The sequence below is a fragment of the Sphingomonas faeni genome, assembly GCF_024273235.1.
GTDB classification, from domain to species: Bacteria; Pseudomonadota; Alphaproteobacteria; order Sphingomonadales; family Sphingomonadaceae; genus Sphingomonas; species Sphingomonas faeni_A.
On the sequence record NZ_JANBVH010000044.1, the window covers coordinates 19,709 to 34,713 of the forward strand.

A 15,005-nucleotide genomic window follows, 5' to 3' on the forward strand; every position below is an offset into this window, starting at 1 on the left:
CGATGACCAAGACCGCCCTCATTGTCGAAGACGAGATTTTCGTCGCACTCGACCTCGAGAGAATCCTCATAGATGCCGGGTACGACGTCGCGGGGATCGCGGCCGATCGCGAGAGCGCGATCGCGGCGGCCCCGGGGTGCAGCTTCGCGTTCGTCGATATCAATCTACGCGATGGCGCGACCGGGCCCGAGATCGCCAAGTGGATGTCGGACGAATACGGCGTCAAGGTCGTGTTCGTCACGGCCAATCCCGCACAGATCGGCGATGCGGAGTGCCTGGGCTATATCCGCAAGCCGTTCAGCGACGCGGCGATCCTGGCCGCGGCCGCCCTGGCCTGCGACGAGCAGCCGGCCATCCACGACGACGTCATCCGCATCATCTAGCGGCTGAACGCGGCCTTCGGGATATCGAGCACGACGGTCAGGCCCGAGTCGTTCCACAGGCGCTCGATCCTGCCGCCTAGCTGACGCACGGCGCTCATCTCGATGAGCTGCGTGCCGAAGCCGGCTGGTGTCGTCGGTTCGATCACGACCGGCCCCCCTTCCTCGCTCCAGGTCAGCGTCACCCTGTCGTCGCTTGCAGACACGGCGATCCGGACGGTGCCCAGTTCGGTGGCGAGCCCGCCATATTTGGTCGCGTTGGTCGCCAGCTCGTGGAACAGCAACGCGAGCGGCGTGGCGGAGCGATCGTCGATCGTCACGTCGTCGCCCGATACCATCACGCGCATGGCGTCGACGCGCTGATACGGTTCGAACAGCTCCTGCAACAGCCCGTGCAGGCTGTTCTGCGCCGCGGAAGGGCGTGAGTTGGCGCTGTGTGGTCGGACGAAGTCGTGTGCGCGGCCCAGCGCGGTAATGCGGTGGCGCAGGTCGGTCGCGATGCCGGCGAACTCGGGCTTGCCGCGGGCGGCGAACGCGATCAGGCCGGCGATCACCGCGAAGATGTTCTTGATGCGGTGGCTCAACTCCTGGCTGATGACCTCGCGCTCTTCGTAGGCGAGCTTCTGTTCGTGGATGTCGGTGCACGTCCCGAACCAGCGCTGGATCGCACCGCTTTGGTCGCGCACCGGCAGCGCGCGGCCGAGTACCCAGCGGTACGTGCCGTCGAAATGCCGCAGCCGGTATTCGATATTGTACGGCTCGCCCGTGTCGAGCGAGTGACGCCACAGCGCCCAGGCACGATCCTGATCCTCGGGGTGGAACATGTCGTTCCAGCCCTCGCCGTCGGTCGTCCCCACGGGCGTGCCGGTAAATTCGTACCAGCGTGCGTTGAAATAATCGTGGAAGCCATCGGGCAGCGTCGACCACACCATCTGCGGCATCGTGTCCGCGAGTGTACGGAAGCGCAGATCGCTCGCCTCGAGCGTCCGTCGGGCCTCGGCCTCGGCCATCGCCTGCTCGCGCGCCGCCCGGCGATCGTCGAGGCGGCCCATCGCGGCCTTCGCGAGCAACGTCATGCCGTCGCGCTGGAACCGGTTCAGCCCCTCGCGCGGATCGGGCGCCAGGACGCACAGCGCGCCCAGCGGCACGCCTTCGCTGGAGACCAGAGGCGCACCCGCATAGAACCGCACATACGGCGGCCCGGTCACCAGCGCATTGTCGACGAAGCGCGGATCCTCCTGCGCGTCGGGCACCTCCATCACCGCATGATGGTGCATCGCGTGCGCGCAGAACGACATGCTGCGCGGCGTTTGTTCCAGATCGGTGCCGGTGCGCGACAGGAAACGCTGATACTCTTCCTCGACCAGGCTCAGCAGCGCGACCGGCGCACCGCAAAGCTCGGCCGCGAACGACACGATGTCGTCCAACTGGCCCTTCGCGCGCGCGCCCGCCACGTCGTAGGACGCAATCACGCGCGCGCGCGCAGCTTCGTCGAACGAGGTGGTCGCCGGTAGAGATATCAGCGTCGGCACGGAGCTTAGAACGGCACGTCGTCGTCGAGATCGTCCGAGAAGCCGCCGGTCTGGCCGAAGCTGCCGCCGCGTGCGCCGCCACCGCCGCCCGAGGGCGCGCTACCGCCGCGACCGCCGCCGCCGTAACCGCCGCCGCCGCCCGACGAACCACCGCCGAAGTCGTTGCCGCCGCCACCGCCGGCCCAGTCGTCGCCACCGCCGCGGCTACCACCGCCGCCGCCTGCGCCGCCACCCTGGCCGCCGTTCGGGCCGTCGAGCATCGTCAGCACGCTGTTGAAGCCCTGCAGCACGATCTCGGTCGAATATTTGTCCTGGCCCTGCGCGTCCTGCCACTTCCGGGTCTGGAGCGCGCCCTCGATATAGACCTTCGAGCCCTTGCGGAGATACTTCTCCGCGACGTTCGCCAGACCTTCGTTGAAGATCGCGACCGAATGCCATTCGGTCTTTTCCTTGCGCTCGCCCGACATCTTGTCCTTCCAGGACTCCGATGTCGCGATGCGCAGATTGACGACCTTGCCGCCGTTCTGGAACGCCTTGCTCTCCGGGTCGCGACCCAGATTGCCGACGATGATGACCTTGTTGACGCTGCCTGCCATGATGCCCCTCAGAGGCCGGCGAACACCGCCAGCCAGTATGTAATGCCAGCCATGATGTAGGCGGCGGCGAACAAATAGCCAACCATGAAGGCGGGCCATTTCCACCCGTTGGTCTCGCGACGGGTCACGGCGATGGTCGAGATGCACTGCGGCGCGAACACGAACCACATCAGGAAGGCGAGCGCGGTCGGCAGGCTCCAGCGACCGCGCAGATTCTCGACCATGGCCTTGCCGCCCTGGTTGCTGTCGGGATCGTCGATCGCATAGACCGTGCCGATCGCGGCTACCGCGACTTCGCGCGCGGCCATCGCCGGGATCAGCGCGAGGACGATGTCGCGGTTGAAGCCGATCGGTGCGAACACCGGCGCGATGCCGTTGGCGATGCGACCCGCGACCGAATAATCGACCGCCGAGATCTTCGGTGCGCCGACGGGCTGCTCGGGCGGCTTGGGGAAGCTCAGCAGCACCCACAGGATGATCGTCGAGGTCAGGATGATGCCGCCGGCGCGCTTCAGGAAGATCTGCGCGCGGCTCCACAGGCCGATGCCGACGTCGCGCCACTGCGGCCACTGGTATTTGGGCATCTCCATCATGAAGCCCGACGATACGCCCTTGGTCACCGTCCGGCGCAGCACCAGCGCGGCGACGAACGCGCCGACGATGCCCATCACGTACAGCCCAAGCATCACCAGCCCCTGCAAGCCGACGAACGGCAGCACCTGCGTGTTGGGAATGAACGCGCCGATGATCAGCGTGTAGACCGGCAGGCGCGCGGAACACGTCATCAGCGGCGCGATCAGGATCGTGGTCAGCCGGTCCTTCTCGTCGTCGATCGTCCGTGTCGCCATGATGCCGGGGATCGCGCACGCGAAGCTCGACAGCAGCGGGATGAACGCGCGGCCCGACAGCCCGACGCTCGCCATCACCCGGTCCATCAGGAACGCGGCGCGGACCATGTAGCCGCTCGCCTCGAGGACTAGGATGAAGAGGAACAGGATCAGGATCTGCGGCAGGAACACGATGACCGCGCCGACGCCGGCGATCACGCCGTCGACCAATAATGACCGGAGCAGCGAATCGGGGAGTTCGGCGGTCAGGAAGCCCTGCAACGCGGTGAAGCCCGCATCGATCGCGTCCATGAACGGCTGTGCCCAGCTGAACACCGCCTGGAACATCAGGAACATGATCGCGAGCAGCAGGATCGGGCCGGCGACCGGGTGCAGCGCGACCGCATCGAGCATGTGCGTCCAGCGACGAACGGTCGTCTCGGACACGGTCGCCGCGGTGGCGATCGTACGGGCGCGGCGCTGGAGCGTGACGATATCGTCCTGGACACTGCCGTCTGACTTGCGCAGCCGCATCGGGCCGTTGATGACGATGCTGGAGAGAGCGGCCTTCAACTCGTCTAGGCCACGCTTGCGCACCGCGACGGTCGGGATCACCGGCACGCCGAGCTCGCGTTCGAGCACTTTCGGGTCGAGCTTCAGCCCGTCGCGCTCCGCCAGATCGACCATGTTGAGCGCGACCACCACCGGCAGGCCAAGCGCGATCAGCTGGAGCGTAAAGCGCAGGTGATTGTCGAGATTGGCGGCATCGACGACCACGACCAGCGCGTCGGGCAGGCGCTCGCCATCCTGCGTGCCGGTGACGACGTCGCGCGTGACCCGCTCGTCGGGGGAGGAGGGCTCGAGGCTGTACGCGCCGGGCAGATCGACCAGTTCGATCGGCCGCCCGTCGTCGAGCATCAGCCGCCCGACCTTCCGCTCGACCGTGACGCCCGGATAATTGCCGACCTTCTGGCGCGCACCGGTCAGCGCATTGAACAGCGCGCTCTTGCCGGCATTGGGATTGCCGACCAGCGCAACCAGCGGTGCTGCGTTCATTCTAAAGGATTATTCGGCGGCGGCAGGCATCGGCGAAACGTGAATGGCGCCGGCGACCGCGCGGCGGAGTGCGACGGTCATGCGGCCGATCCGGCAGGCGATCGGGCCCTGGCCCAGCGTCGCGCGGTGCAGCACCTCGACATCGACCCCCTCGTCGAAACCCAGTTCGCGCAGGCGACGCGCTTCCGGCCCGGCGAGTCGCGCCCATTCGATTGCCGCAACAATAGCGTGCTGCTTGCGCGGCAGGGTTTCGAGGCTGACGGAACGATCGGGGCGAGTGTCCATGATGCGAGTGATTATCAGTAACCCGCGGGCAAGGGAAGCCCCCAGGCAAGCAACCATGCATCCCGAGTATATTCTTGTTCTCCCGCGGAAGCAGGAGCCCAGGGTCGCGAGCGATGACGTTTGTGGCTCCTGGACCCCCGCTTCCGCCGGGGAACGCGGTTCCTTATCGCGATAGCTGAGACCAATGTCGGCGCGCTCAGGCCGTTGGATAGCGCAGCCGACCAACGAATCGCGACAGGCTGAAGCCGTGCTCGGTGCGCTTGAGGAAGCCGGCCTTGGCCTTTTCGAACTGCATGATCCCGTCGATCCGGCGACCGAGGAACGCGCGCGTTTCGGCGAGGCCTTCGCTCTCGTCGTCGAGGAACACCGTGATCGTCGACGCGTACACGCCGAGCAGGATCGTCCGCTTCGTGTAGTAATTATAATCCGTCGAGACGTCGCCGGCCGCACGCCAGATCGTATCGACCGTCCGCCATCCGAGCCGCGTCGCCTTTGCCAGGTTCTGCGGGAGCGCGAGGATCGCCACCGCACGGCGCAGCGATTCGCGATCGATCGACGTCGCATCGAGTCGCGCCTCGACCAATGCGGTGATCTTCTCGCGGATCTTCATCAGCGCGAGCCGCTCGGGCGGCACTGCGGCCAGCATCACGCCGTCGATATGCGCGAACCAGGCGTCGATCATGTCGACCGGGCCGTCCTTGAACGCCAGCGCGGCGACGTCGGTGTCGATTCCCTCGGCCTGCGCGGCCATGTCGCGCGCGGCGTCGCTCCAGCCGTCGAACGCCGCGTTGGAAGCGATGCCGGGCGCCAGCAGGGCGCGGATTTCGTCGAGCGTAAGGTCCTGGGTCATACCGTCTCCTGCCGTCCAAAATCAGGCGTGTCGCGCGCGTCTTCAAGAGGTAATTCGGGGGGAGGTCCCTGACGCACGAGCACCAGCGCGACCGCGACCATCACGACGCCGGCCAGGTCCGCCGTGCCGAGCCGCTCGCCATAGACCAGCCAACCCACCACGCCGGCAACCACAGGCTGGATCAGCAAGGCGATCCCGATCACCAGCGGCGTGAAGCGGCCGAGCGCATAGATCATCAACCCCTGCCCGAGCACCTGGCTGCACAGGGCAAGCCCGATCAGCGGCCCCCAGTGCGTCGGCACCACGCGCTCGCCCATCGCCAGCGCGAACACGAGCAGCGGGACGATCCCCGCGAGCGTCGACAGGGTCAGCGCGGACAGCGGCGCGAGCGTCGCCCGCGCGCGCGCCATCAGGATGAAATAGACGGTATAGAGCAGCCCGGCGAGGATGCAGAGCAGGTCGCCCGCCAGGTTTTTCGCATCGAGCTCGTAGGAGCGCCCGAGCAGCAACGCGGCGCCCGCCGCCGCGAGCACCAGCGCCCAGCCCTGCGTTCGCGTCGGCCAGGTCTTCGCGATCAGGAAGCCGTAGATCGGGAACATCAGCGTCGCCGCATTGCCGAACAGCGTCGCGTTGGCGAGCGTCGTGCGGTGTATCCCGAGATGCCACGCGCCGAGATCGGCGGCGAAACACACGCCGCCCGCGATCAGCCCGATCCATACGCCACGGCTCAGCCGGGTCGGTCGCGCGCCCTGCTGGACCGCCAGGGCAATGAGGAACGGCACCGCGAGCGTCAGCCGCCAGAACCCGGCTGCCACCGGCCCGACCTCGGTCGCGCGCACGAACCACGGCCCGAATGCCAGTGCGACGTTCGCCACCACCAGCGCGGCAAACGCAACCAGGCCAGGCGCGGCAACGGTCTTCACGTCCGCGGTCAAGCCGTGCGGCGTATCGGGCGCGCTAGATAATGTTTGCGGGGCGGGGCGATGCATGCCGCCCTGTAGCCTCCTATCTTCCGCCCGTCAGGCCAATAAGGAGCTTCCATGCCTAGCCTTTTCGATTCCATCACCCTTGGCGCTGTCGCCGCGCCGAACCGCATCCTCATGGCGCCGCTTACGCGTGGGCGTGCCGACAAGGATGCCGTGCCGACCGGCATGATGGTCGAGTATTATACGCAGCGGGCGAGCGCGGGCCTGATCATCTCGGAGGCCACCGGCATCAGCCGCGAAGGTCTGGGCTGGCCGTTCGCGCCGGGCCTGTGGACCGATGCGCAGGTCGCCGCCTGGAAGCCCGTCACCGACTCGGTCCACGCCGCCGGTGGCCGGATCATCGCGCAGCTGTGGCACATGGGTCGGCAGGTCCATTCGTCGGTGATCGGCGGCCAGCCGGTGTCGTCATCGGCCACCGCGACCGAAGGCCAGGCGCACACGTTCGAGGGCAAGCAGGATTTCGAGGTTGCGCGTCCGCTCGAACTGAACGAAATCCCGCGCCTGCTGAACGATTACGAGCTGGCGACCAAGAACGCGCTGGCGGCAGGCTTTGACGGCGTGCAGATCCACGCCGCGAACGGCTATCTGATCGACCAGTTCCTGCGGGATAACGCGAACCTGCGCACCGACGAATATGGCGGCGGAATCGAGAACCGTATCCGCCTGCTGCGCGAAGTCGCCGAGCGAGTCATCTCGGTCGCCGGTGCCGATCGGACCAGCGTCCGCCTGTCGCCGAACGGCGAGTCGCAGGGCGTCGACGACAGCAATCCCGAGCCGCTGTTCACCGCTGCTGCGAAGGCGCTGTCCGACCTCGGCATCGCGTTCCTCGAACTGCGCGAGCCGGGCCCCGACGGCACCTTCGGCCGCACCGATGTGCCGAAGCTCAGCCCGGCGATCCGGAAAGTGTTCAAGGGCGTGCTGGTCGTGAACTCGGATTACGACACGCTGGAGAAGGCGCAGGCGGAACTCGACAAGGGCGATGCCGACGCGATCAGCTTTGGGCGCCCGTTCATCGCCAATCCGGACCTGCCGGAGCGTCTGCGTAGCGGCGCACCGCTGGCCAAGGACGATGCGAAGACGTGGTACAGCCAGGGGCCCGAGGGGTATATCGACTACCCGGCGCTCGAGACTGCGAACGCGTAAGCGGTGAAGGAGGCTGGCGCTCGATCCTCCCCCGCCAGGGGGAGGTGGCAGGCGTCAGCCTGACGGAGGGGGAGGCATGCGCCCACGTCGGTTCCGTGTCCTCCCCCTCCGTCACCTTCGGCGACACCTCCCCCTGGCGGGGGAGGATCACGAAAGGGCTGCCTCTGGTCACCCGCGCCGCCATCGCCTAGCAGCGCGCTTCAGCGCCGCAGGGGCGCATCGGTGACGACAGGATATGCAATGACCGACGGCTGGCCGAGCGGGGGCAGGGGAACGGGGCCGCTCATGCCGGGCACCGCGGACCGCGCCGCGCGGCGGGCGGAAGAGCGGGCCAGGGACCGCGAACAGCGCGCCAAGGAACGGCTAGCCGCTGCGGAACAGCGATCCGAATCGCGGGCCGTCGAGCGTGACCGCCAGTCCCAGGAACGCGAACGCGCCCGCGAAAGCCGGCGGATCGAGGAGGATCAGCGGATCAAGGCGCGGCTCGATGCACCGCCGACCAACGACGTCGAGGCGCTGAAGATCTCCAAACGCCGCCGCTCGGGCGCGCTCGCCCGCAGCGGCGAGGAATCGAAGACCGACCGTGATACGCGCAGCTACAAGACCATCGTCGATACCGCCCGAATCCGCACGCTCGCCGATCGCGGTGCGTCCTTGTCGGGGCTCGCCGGCGCGTTCGGCATCACGATCGAAGAGGTCGAGGCGGCGTTGCTGGAGAGGGCACCGCGGGACTGAAGTGCGTCAGGCGGCGTGGCCGTCGCCCGCGAGCCACAGCCTTGCTGCGTCGATATCGAGAAACGTCCGGCAGTTCTCGGCCTTGAGATAGCGCTCGGTCTGGAGCTTCGCCAAATGCGAGGCGACCACTGCCGCGATCGGCGCGGAGGTTACCTTGAGCGCCTTTGGCATCATCGCTTCGAGCGCATCGACCACCTTCAGCGGCTGGATCGCGGCCTTGCGAAGGTCGGCGAGCACGACGAACCGGCCGTGATACAGCCGCGCCGCCGTGCCCCGCGCGAGCAGCTCGGCGGAGAACGCCGCGGTTGTCGCGACCGACCAGAAGCCTTCGGTGACGATGGTGAGCGTCTTGGTCGGGGCGTCGAAGCTGATCGTGTACATGCTGTCCGCTAGCACCGGTATGTTAACGATCCGCTATCAATCGGTACCGGGCAGGTCGACGTGCAGGCGGCGAAAGCGCGCCTCGACCAGGCTGTACGCACCGAACAGCGCCAGCCCGATCCCGGTCAGCGCCAGCAGCCACTTGCCGCCCGGTTGCGACTGCAGCATCTGCAGTGCATCGGCCACGCCGCCTGCGTCGCTCGCATGCGCGGTCCACGCTGCCAGCCCGAACAGTCCGGCGACGATCAGGAACACCAGCGCGCGGGCGCCGTAGCCGACCCTGCCCATCGTGCAGACATAGCCGGGGGCGGGGGCGTCGCCACGGAGGTCGTGGATGAATTCGCCGCGCCAGGCCTTTTGCGCCTGCTGGAACGCGGCGACCAGCACGCCGACCGCAACTGCACCGACCAGAACGCGTCCGGCGGGCTGGTCGAGCAACAGCGCAGTCCAGTCGCGTGCGCTTTCATCGCCGGGCGAAACCGATGCGTCGCGCGATCCGATTTTCATGGCGAGCTTGGCGGCGGTCCAGGCAAGGATCAGGTGCGCGATCCCGCTGACGAGGTGGCCGATGCGCTTGAGGCTGCCCTTGATGTCGCTGCCGATTCCCTCGGGATTGGCGGCGGACTCGGTCAGCCGCCAGACCGCGTAGCCGAGCAGACCGGCCGCGACGATCGCCAGCAGCAATGGCCCGAGCGGTCCGTCGGCCATCGACCCGATCGCGCCCTGGTTGTCGGCAATCTCGCCACCGCGGAGTGCCGCGTCGACGGCGAACCAGCCGACGAGAATATAGACCACCCCGCGCGCGGCAAAGCCGAGCTTGGCGAGCAACGTCGCATTCGCATCCGAAATCATGAGCGCCCCTTTGTTACGGGGGCATAACGGCGCGGGGGACTGGACGTTCCTACGCAAGGGCCGCGGGAGGTGTGGTTGCCGGCGGCAATCTGAGAGTTGTTTCCCCGCGAAGGCGGGGATCCAGACTGGGCTCCCGCCTTCGCGGGAGAACAAGGAGCGGTGCCGCACCACGTCACGATCCTCCCCCGCAAGGGGGAGGTGGCAGGCTCTTGCCTGACGGAGGGGGAGGTAAGGGCAAACCGCTGTTCCGTGTCCTCCCCCTCCGTCGCCTACGGCGCCACCTCCCCCTGGCGGGGGAGGATTGTGGGTTGGGCGTTCGCAAAGGGGCCACGACGGCTTTGCCGTGGGAGGGCTATTTTGCGGCTTTGTCGGGTGTGGGGCTGTCGAGTTTCGCGCCGTCCAGCGTGTTCCGGACCCGAGCCCGCTCCGCTGCTTCCGCCGCCTTCTCCGCCCCGGTCCGCCCGAACAGCCGCCGGTTTCCCTCGGCCCGCACCACAGCCTCGCTCCTCGCCCGCTGCTTCCGCGCGAGCCGCAGGTTGATCACCTCACCCACGCGCGCATCTCACGCGAGGAAGCGGTCCTTCAGCGCCAGCATCGCCAGCGCTGCGTTCGCCGCACCGCCGCCCTTGTCGCCCTCGGTCGGACGCGCCCGCGTGAGTGCCTGCGCTTCGTTCTCGGTCGTCAGGATGCCGTTGCCGATCGCCAGCCCGTCCATCGTCAGCTGCATGATCCCGCGCGCGCTCTCGCCCGCGACGATCTCGAAATGATAGGTCTCGCCGCGGATCACGACGCCCAATGCGACATACGCGTCGAACGTCTCGCTCGCGGCCGCCAGCGCGATCGCGCCGGGGACTTCGAGCGCGCCGGGCACGGTGATCGTCTCGTGCGTGTGGCCGGCGGCTTCGATCGCCGCCTTAGCGCCTTCGACGAGGAGGTCGTTGAGGTGGTCGTAGAAGCGCGCTTCGACGATGAGGAGATGGGCCATTAGTTGCTCTTTTCGATATCCAGGGACGCGATGCGGCGCTCGCCGACGATCGACAGGCCATAGCCGTCGAGGCCGACCAGCGTGTGGTGCGTGTTGGTGATCAGCACCATGTCATGCACGCCGAGCTCGGTCAGGATCATCGCGCCGACGCCGTAGTCGCGCAGTTCCTCCATGTCGGGCGTAATCTCCGCGCCGGCCTTCTTCATCACCGCCGAGGTGAAGGTGTTTCCACGGGGCCGGTTGATGACGACGATCACCCCCGCGCCCTCGTCCGCGATCATCTGCATCGAGCGCGCGAGGATACGGCCGCGATCACCCGATTCGCCGAAGATATCCGCGAACGGCGACAGCGCGTGCATGCGGACCAGCGTCGGCGTGTCGGGATCGATCCTGCCCTTGACCAGTGCGACCTGCTCGGTGCCGGTCGCCTTGTTCCAGAACGTCAGCGCGGTCCAGTCGCCGCCCCATTCGGAGGTGAACTTCGCCTCGGCGCGCTTCTCGACGAGGTGGTCGTAGCGGCGGCGATACGCGATCAGATCGCGGATCGTGCCGATCTTGACGTTGTGGAACTGCGCGAAGGTGACGAGGTCGTCCATCCGCGCCATCGTGCCGTCCTCGTTCATGATCTCGCAGATCACGCCCGAGGGGTTGAGCCCGGCGAGCCGCGCGACGTCGACCGCCGCCTCGGTATGGCCGGCGCGGATCAGCACGCCGCCGTCGCGTGCGACCAGCGGGAAGACGTGGCCGGGGGTGACGATGTCCGCCTTGCCCTTGGTCGCATCGACCGCCACCGCGATGGTACGCGCGCGATCCGCGGCCGAGATGCCGGTCGTCACGCCTTCGAGCGCCTCGATCGAGACGGTGAACGCGGTTTCGTGCCGGGTGCCGTTGTTGCGGCTCATCAGTTCGAGCCCGAGCTCCTCGGTGCGGTCGCGGGTCAGCGCGAGGCAGATCAGGCCACGGCCGTATTTGGCCATGAAGTTGATCTTCTCGGGCGTCGCCATCTGCGCGGGGATGACGAGATCGCCCTCGTTCTCGCGATCCTCGTCGTCGACCAGGATGAACATCCGGCCGTTGCGCGCCTCATCGATGATCTCTTCGGGGGTCGACAGATAGCCATGCTTCAGACGGGCCAATTCGGACGAACGCTCAGCGGGCAGAGGCACGGTAATGCTCCATTCTTTGGAGGTAGCGGGCGAGGACGTCGATCTCGATGTTGACCGACTGTTCCACGTGGATCGTACCGAGCGTGGTGACGCTCCAGGTATGCGGGATGATGTTGAGGCCGAACTCGACGTCCCTTTGACCATCAGGGCCATCGATATCATGGACGCTGTTCACGGTCAGCGAGACGCCGTCGACCGTAACCGAGCCCTTGGGCGCGATGAACGGCGCGATGTCGGCGCCGGCGCGGATCGTGACGCGGTGCGAGCCGCCTTCTTCCGACACCGCGACGACCGTGCCGAGGCCGTCGACATGCCCCGTGACGATATGGCCGCCGAGTTCGTCGCCGAGCTTCATCGCGCGTTCGAGGTTGAACTTCCGGCCCTCGGTCCACTGGTCCTGGGCGGTGCGGCTGATCGTCTCGCCGGAGACGTCGACCGCGAACCAGTTCGGGCCTTTATCGACGACCGTCAGGCAGACGCCCGAGCAGGAGATCGACGCGCCGAGATCGACGGTCGCGGTATCATAGGCGGTGCTGACGACGACGCGCGTGTCGCCGGGCGACTCCACGCGCGTAACAGTGCCGATGTCGGTGACGATTCCGGTGAACATTATGCCTCGTTTCGTTCGCGCTCGTAGACCTCGAGCCGGTCGCTGCCAAGTTGCCGCGCATCGACGTGTGTCCAGCGTTGGTGCGTATCCGCCAGGTCGGTGAGGCCGATGTCGCGGAGTGCGGGCTTGCCGCCGCCGATCAGGATCGGCGCGCGGTAGAGGATGAGCCGGTCGACCAGATCGGCCGCGAGGAACGCCGACGCTACGGCAGCGCCGCCTTCGACCAGTATGTGGTCGATATCGGGGAGGGTAATGATGGCTTGCGGGGACGAGATGATGGTCCAGCTTGCGTGGCCATCTGCTGTAACTCCTCGTTCCGCGATCATTTTGTCTGCAGCCGTTATTTCGTCACCTGCCCCAATTCCGTCACGCCAGCGAAAGCTGGGGTCTCCCCGTGAGGCTCCGTCGTGGCTGGCAACGGGGATATTCCAGCTTTCGCTGGAATGACGGGGAGAGGGGGAGGGGGCGGGGGGGACGGTGAGGTTCGCCGACAGAAGTACGCGCTTCGGACTGCGCGCTTCCAGACCTGGCAACCGCACGTCGAGTCGCGGTGCATCGGCCTCGTACGTCCCGCGACCGACGAGGATCGCTTCGTGCCGGCTCCGCTCCAGATGCGCATGCGCCCGCGCTTCGGCGCCGGTGATCCAGCGACTCGACCCGTCCGCCATCGCGATGCAGCCGTCGAGCGAGGTTGCGAGCTTCAGGGTGACATGGGGGCGGCCGAGGGCCTGCCGCGTGAGAAAGCCGGCCATCGAGCGGCGGGCCTCTTCCGCGCGAGTCCCGCGCGTTACGGCAATCCCCGCCGCACCAAGCCGGGCAAAGCCTAGGCCGGCCGTTCGTACATCGGGATCCTCGAGCGCCGCAACGACTCGCGCGACACCCGATTCGATCAGCAAGTCGCTGCACGCCGGACCGCGCGGCGATTGGTGCGCACACGGCTCAAGCGTGACGTAGGCCGTAGCCCCCCGAGCTTTCGCGCCAGCCTCGGCCAGTGCCATCGCCTCGGCATGCGGACGACCCCCCGCCTGCGTCCAGCCGCGTCCGACGACGCGGCCATCGGCGACGATCACGCAGCCGACATTGGGGTTGGGTGCGGTCCGCCCGCGCCCCCGCTCGGCCAGCGCCAGTGCGGCGCCCATCCACCGGGCGTCCGTCGCCTGGGTCAGATTCCCATCGCCTTGAGCTTGTCGTCGAGCCGCTTGAATGCGGCGCGCTGGGCGTCCTCCCGGGCCTTTTGCTCGGCGAGCGCCTTGGCCTTGATCGGTGCGTCGATCTTCTGCTGGGCGATGATCTCCGCATCGGTGCGATCCGCGGGCCATTGCTCGACATAGATGATCTTCGGGCGGTATTCCTGCTCGACGTACGAATCCTTCATGAACGCGTAGATCAGGAAGCTGGTGACCCCGAGCGCCGCCACGAGGAAGATCAACTCGTACGGCTGGCGCTGACTCAGGAAGAGCCGCAGGTCGCGATAGGCGACGATCGGTGAGAAGCGACTGAAAAGGCCCATGCGGCGCAAGATAGGGGTGCGGGGCGGGCTAGGCCAGCCCCGCACTCCTAAGGTTCAGTTCTGCAAGACACCAAGTTCAGTTCTGCAAGACAAACGTCAGCGACATCGATCGCCACGCCTCGACCGGCACGCCGTCGCGTGTCGCCGGCTTGAACCGCCACTTCGCCAGCGCCCGGTCCAGCGTCGCGCGGTAGAAGGCGTCGGTGGTCGCGCTGATCCGCTCGACCTGCTTCACGCGGCCATCGGTGCCGACCAGCACGCGCACCACGACCTTGCCCTCGCGTTCGGCGCGGCGTTCCTCGGACGGGTAGCCCGGCTGGAAGTCGGCGGCGTAGCGTGGGTCGATGCCGGGCTGGACGAACACCGGCGCAGGCTTGGGCGGATCGACCGCGACGGTTCCGGTGCCGGTGCCTTCGATCCCGATCGGCGGGGTGTAGGGGAGCGGGTCGGGGGCGACCGTGAAGCCATCGGTCTGCGGAATCTGCACGACCGTGATCGGTGCATCGGGACGCGGGGCTGGGCGAGGTTGCTGGCGGATCAGCGGATCCTGGGGTGGCGCCGGCTCGGGCGGCGGGGGCGGCGTGTACGGCACATAGGTTATGAGTCGCGTGTCGGGCACGAACGGCAGCACGTTCGGTGCAGCGAAGAACAAGGCTCCGATCACCGCGCAGTTGATGGCCAGCGCGACGCCGAGACTCCCGGGATTGAATCCGTCCGTCCGGTTTGGTCGATCCGCGTACATCTTCCGTCTCCCCTGTTTCTCCTCGAGGCTGGCGGCGAGATAGGCACCGCCGTTTGGGATGGTACATCATTACATTGATGTGGCAGCTTGTTTTGGGGAAGATCGCGTGTGCGCTTCCCCAAGCCTTTCCCGGTCGGAACATGCTTGATGTCGAGGGGTGGTTTGGGTGGTGCCGCTACCTGTTTGGCGGCCGCGCGGGACGCATCAAAGTCACCACCCCGGCGGAGGCCGGGGCCCAATTGGAAAGGCCGTAGTAACGCAGTGCAGCGCTTAGTTGACCACGTTCCCAATTGGGCCCCGGCCTTCGCCGGGGTGGTGCCTCAGGTGGGAGCGGTGCTTCTAGGACCGCCATAAAGTGACCGGCGCTAC

18 protein-coding genes are annotated in these 15,005 nt (G+C 67.2%); 3 read left to right on the forward strand and 15 right to left on the reverse strand.

Going from position 1 to position 15,005, the window contains the following annotated elements; genetic code table 11:
- Positions 1 to 2: 2 nt before the first annotated feature.
- Positions 3 to 383 (forward strand): response regulator, encoded by a 381-nt coding sequence (locus NLI89_RS18525; protein WP_254688328.1) that lies wholly within the window; start codon positions 3 to 5, stop codon positions 381 to 383.
- On the opposite strand, the gene NLI89_RS18530 is transcribed toward NLI89_RS18525, so the two are convergent.
- From NLI89_RS18530 to NLI89_RS18555, 6 genes are all read right to left on the reverse strand, one after another.
- Positions 380 to 1,912: a sensor histidine kinase gene (locus tag NLI89_RS18530; RefSeq protein WP_254688329.1), complete on the reverse strand. Its 1,533-nt coding sequence runs from the start codon at positions 1,910 to 1,912 to the stop codon at positions 380 to 382. The genes NLI89_RS18525 and NLI89_RS18530 overlap by 4 nt on opposite strands.
- 5 nt (positions 1,913 to 1,917) lie before the next feature.
- Complete coding sequence (gene ssb, locus NLI89_RS18535; protein ID WP_254688330.1) at positions 1,918 to 2,508, reverse strand: single-stranded DNA-binding protein; 591 nt, start codon at positions 2,506 to 2,508, stop codon at positions 1,918 to 1,920.
- 8 nt (positions 2,509 to 2,516) lie between these two features.
- A complete protein-coding gene (gene feoB / locus NLI89_RS18540; protein ID WP_254688331.1) occupies positions 2,517 to 4,391 on the reverse strand; it encodes a ferrous iron transporter B in 1,875 nt (624 codons plus the stop codon).
- Positions 4,392 to 4,400: 9 nt separating this feature from the next.
- Complete coding sequence (locus NLI89_RS18545) at positions 4,401 to 4,676, reverse strand: FeoA family protein (protein WP_060526089.1); 276 nt, start codon at positions 4,674 to 4,676, stop codon at positions 4,401 to 4,403.
- 196 nt (positions 4,677 to 4,872) lie between these two features.
- On the reverse strand, positions 4,873 to 5,526 hold the full coding sequence (locus tag NLI89_RS18550) for a COQ9 family protein (protein ID WP_254688332.1): 654 nt from the start codon (positions 5,524 to 5,526) through the stop codon (positions 4,873 to 4,875).
- Positions 5,523 to 6,515: a DMT family transporter gene (locus NLI89_RS18555; protein ID WP_254688333.1), complete on the reverse strand. Its 993-nt coding sequence runs from the start codon at positions 6,513 to 6,515 to the stop codon at positions 5,523 to 5,525. The genes NLI89_RS18550 and NLI89_RS18555 overlap by 4 nt, the downstream gene beginning before the upstream one ends.
- Before the next feature lie 51 nt (positions 6,516 to 6,566).
- On the opposite strand from NLI89_RS18555, the gene NLI89_RS18560 reads away from it, so the two are divergent.
- Complete coding sequence (locus NLI89_RS18560; protein ID WP_254688334.1) at positions 6,567 to 7,655, forward strand: alkene reductase; 1,089 nt, start codon at positions 6,567 to 6,569, stop codon at positions 7,653 to 7,655.
- Between the two features lie 240 nt (positions 7,656 to 7,895).
- Positions 7,896 to 8,390 carry a hypothetical protein gene (locus NLI89_RS18565; protein WP_254688335.1) on the forward strand — a complete coding sequence of 165 codons (495 nt, stop codon included), beginning with the start codon at positions 7,896 to 7,898 and terminating at the stop codon, positions 8,388 to 8,390.
- Between the two features lie 6 nt (positions 8,391 to 8,396).
- Here NLI89_RS18565 and NLI89_RS18570 read toward each other — a convergent pair whose 3' ends face one another.
- From NLI89_RS18570 to NLI89_RS18610, 9 genes are all read right to left on the reverse strand, one after another.
- On the reverse strand, positions 8,397 to 8,771 hold the full coding sequence (locus NLI89_RS18570; RefSeq protein WP_254688336.1) for a hypothetical protein: 375 nt from the start codon (positions 8,769 to 8,771) through the stop codon (positions 8,397 to 8,399).
- Between the two features lie 36 nt (positions 8,772 to 8,807).
- Positions 8,808 to 9,623: a DUF1206 domain-containing protein gene (locus tag NLI89_RS18575; protein ID WP_254688337.1), complete on the reverse strand. Its 816-nt coding sequence runs from the start codon at positions 9,621 to 9,623 to the stop codon at positions 8,808 to 8,810.
- A 352-nt stretch (positions 9,624 to 9,975) separates the two neighbouring features.
- Entirely contained in the window at positions 9,976 to 10,176 is a 201-nt protein-coding gene (locus tag NLI89_RS18580; protein WP_254688338.1) for a DUF4169 family protein, read from the reverse strand.
- 9 nt (positions 10,177 to 10,185) lie between these two features.
- Positions 10,186 to 10,608 (reverse strand): 6,7-dimethyl-8-ribityllumazine synthase, encoded by a 423-nt coding sequence (gene ribH / locus NLI89_RS18585; RefSeq protein ID WP_254688339.1) that lies wholly within the window; start codon positions 10,606 to 10,608, stop codon positions 10,186 to 10,188.
- Positions 10,608 to 11,774, reverse strand: coding sequence for a 3,4-dihydroxy-2-butanone-4-phosphate synthase (ribB, locus tag NLI89_RS18590; RefSeq protein WP_439144542.1), 1,167 nt, complete (start codon positions 11,772 to 11,774; stop codon positions 10,608 to 10,610). The genes ribH and ribB overlap by 1 nt, the downstream gene beginning before the upstream one ends.
- Entirely contained in the window at positions 11,758 to 12,384 is a 627-nt protein-coding gene (locus NLI89_RS18595; protein ID WP_254688340.1) for a riboflavin synthase, read from the reverse strand. Before NLI89_RS18595 ends, ribB begins: the two co-directional genes overlap by 17 nt.
- Complete coding sequence (gene ribD / locus NLI89_RS18600; protein WP_254688341.1) at positions 12,384 to 13,523, reverse strand: bifunctional diaminohydroxyphosphoribosylaminopyrimidine deaminase/5-amino-6-(5-phosphoribosylamino)uracil reductase RibD; 1,140 nt, start codon at positions 13,521 to 13,523, stop codon at positions 12,384 to 12,386. The genes NLI89_RS18595 and ribD overlap by 1 nt, the downstream gene beginning before the upstream one ends.
- A gap of 23 nt (positions 13,524 to 13,546) precedes the next feature.
- Entirely contained in the window at positions 13,547 to 13,894 is a 348-nt protein-coding gene (locus NLI89_RS18605) for a hypothetical protein (RefSeq protein WP_254688342.1), read from the reverse strand.
- 76 nt (positions 13,895 to 13,970) lie between these two features.
- Positions 13,971 to 14,636: an energy transducer TonB gene (locus tag NLI89_RS18610; RefSeq protein WP_254688343.1), complete on the reverse strand. Its 666-nt coding sequence runs from the start codon at positions 14,634 to 14,636 to the stop codon at positions 13,971 to 13,973.
- Positions 14,637 to 15,005: the final 369 nt, after the last annotated feature.

Bases quoted from the DNA above. Each gene is read 5' to 3' on its own strand.
- ribH (WP_254688339.1), bottom strand. From the start codon at position 10,608: ATGGCCCATCTCCTCATCGTCGAAGCGCGCTTCTACGACCACCTCAAC.
- NLI89_RS18595 (WP_254688340.1), bottom strand. From the start codon at position 12,384: ATGTTCACCGGAATCGTCACCGACATCGGCACTGTTACGCGCGTGGAG.
- NLI89_RS18565 (WP_254688335.1), top strand. From the start codon at position 7,896: ATGACCGACGGCTGGCCGAGCGGGGGCAGGGGAACGGGGCCGCTCATG.
- NLI89_RS18525 (WP_254688328.1), top strand. From the start codon at position 3: ATGACCAAGACCGCCCTCATTGTCGAAGACGAGATTTTCGTCGCACTC.
- ribD (WP_254688341.1), bottom strand. From the start codon at position 13,523: ATGGGCGCCGCACTGGCGCTGGCCGAGCGGGGGCGCGGGCGGACCGCA.
- feoB (WP_254688331.1), bottom strand. From the start codon at position 4,391: ATGAACGCAGCACCGCTGGTTGCGCTGGTCGGCAATCCCAATGCCGGC.
- NLI89_RS18575 (WP_254688337.1), bottom strand. From the start codon at position 9,623: ATGATTTCGGATGCGAATGCGACGTTGCTCGCCAAGCTCGGCTTTGCC.
- NLI89_RS18605 (WP_254688342.1), bottom strand. From the start codon at position 13,894: ATGGGCCTTTTCAGTCGCTTCTCACCGATCGTCGCCTATCGCGACCTG.
- NLI89_RS18560 (WP_254688334.1), top strand. From the start codon at position 6,567: ATGCCTAGCCTTTTCGATTCCATCACCCTTGGCGCTGTCGCCGCGCCG.
- NLI89_RS18610 (WP_254688343.1), bottom strand. From the start codon at position 14,636: ATGTACGCGGATCGACCAAACCGGACGGACGGATTCAATCCCGGGAGT.
- NLI89_RS18545 (WP_060526089.1), bottom strand. From the start codon at position 4,676: ATGGACACTCGCCCCGATCGTTCCGTCAGCCTCGAAACCCTGCCGCGC.
- NLI89_RS18570 (WP_254688336.1), bottom strand. From the start codon at position 8,771: ATGTACACGATCAGCTTCGACGCCCCGACCAAGACGCTCACCATCGTC.
- ssb (WP_254688330.1), bottom strand. From the start codon at position 2,508: ATGGCAGGCAGCGTCAACAAGGTCATCATCGTCGGCAATCTGGGTCGC.
- NLI89_RS18555 (WP_254688333.1), bottom strand. From the start codon at position 6,515: ATGCATCGCCCCGCCCCGCAAACATTATCTAGCGCGCCCGATACGCCG.
- NLI89_RS18550 (WP_254688332.1), bottom strand. From the start codon at position 5,526: ATGACCCAGGACCTTACGCTCGACGAAATCCGCGCCCTGCTGGCGCCC.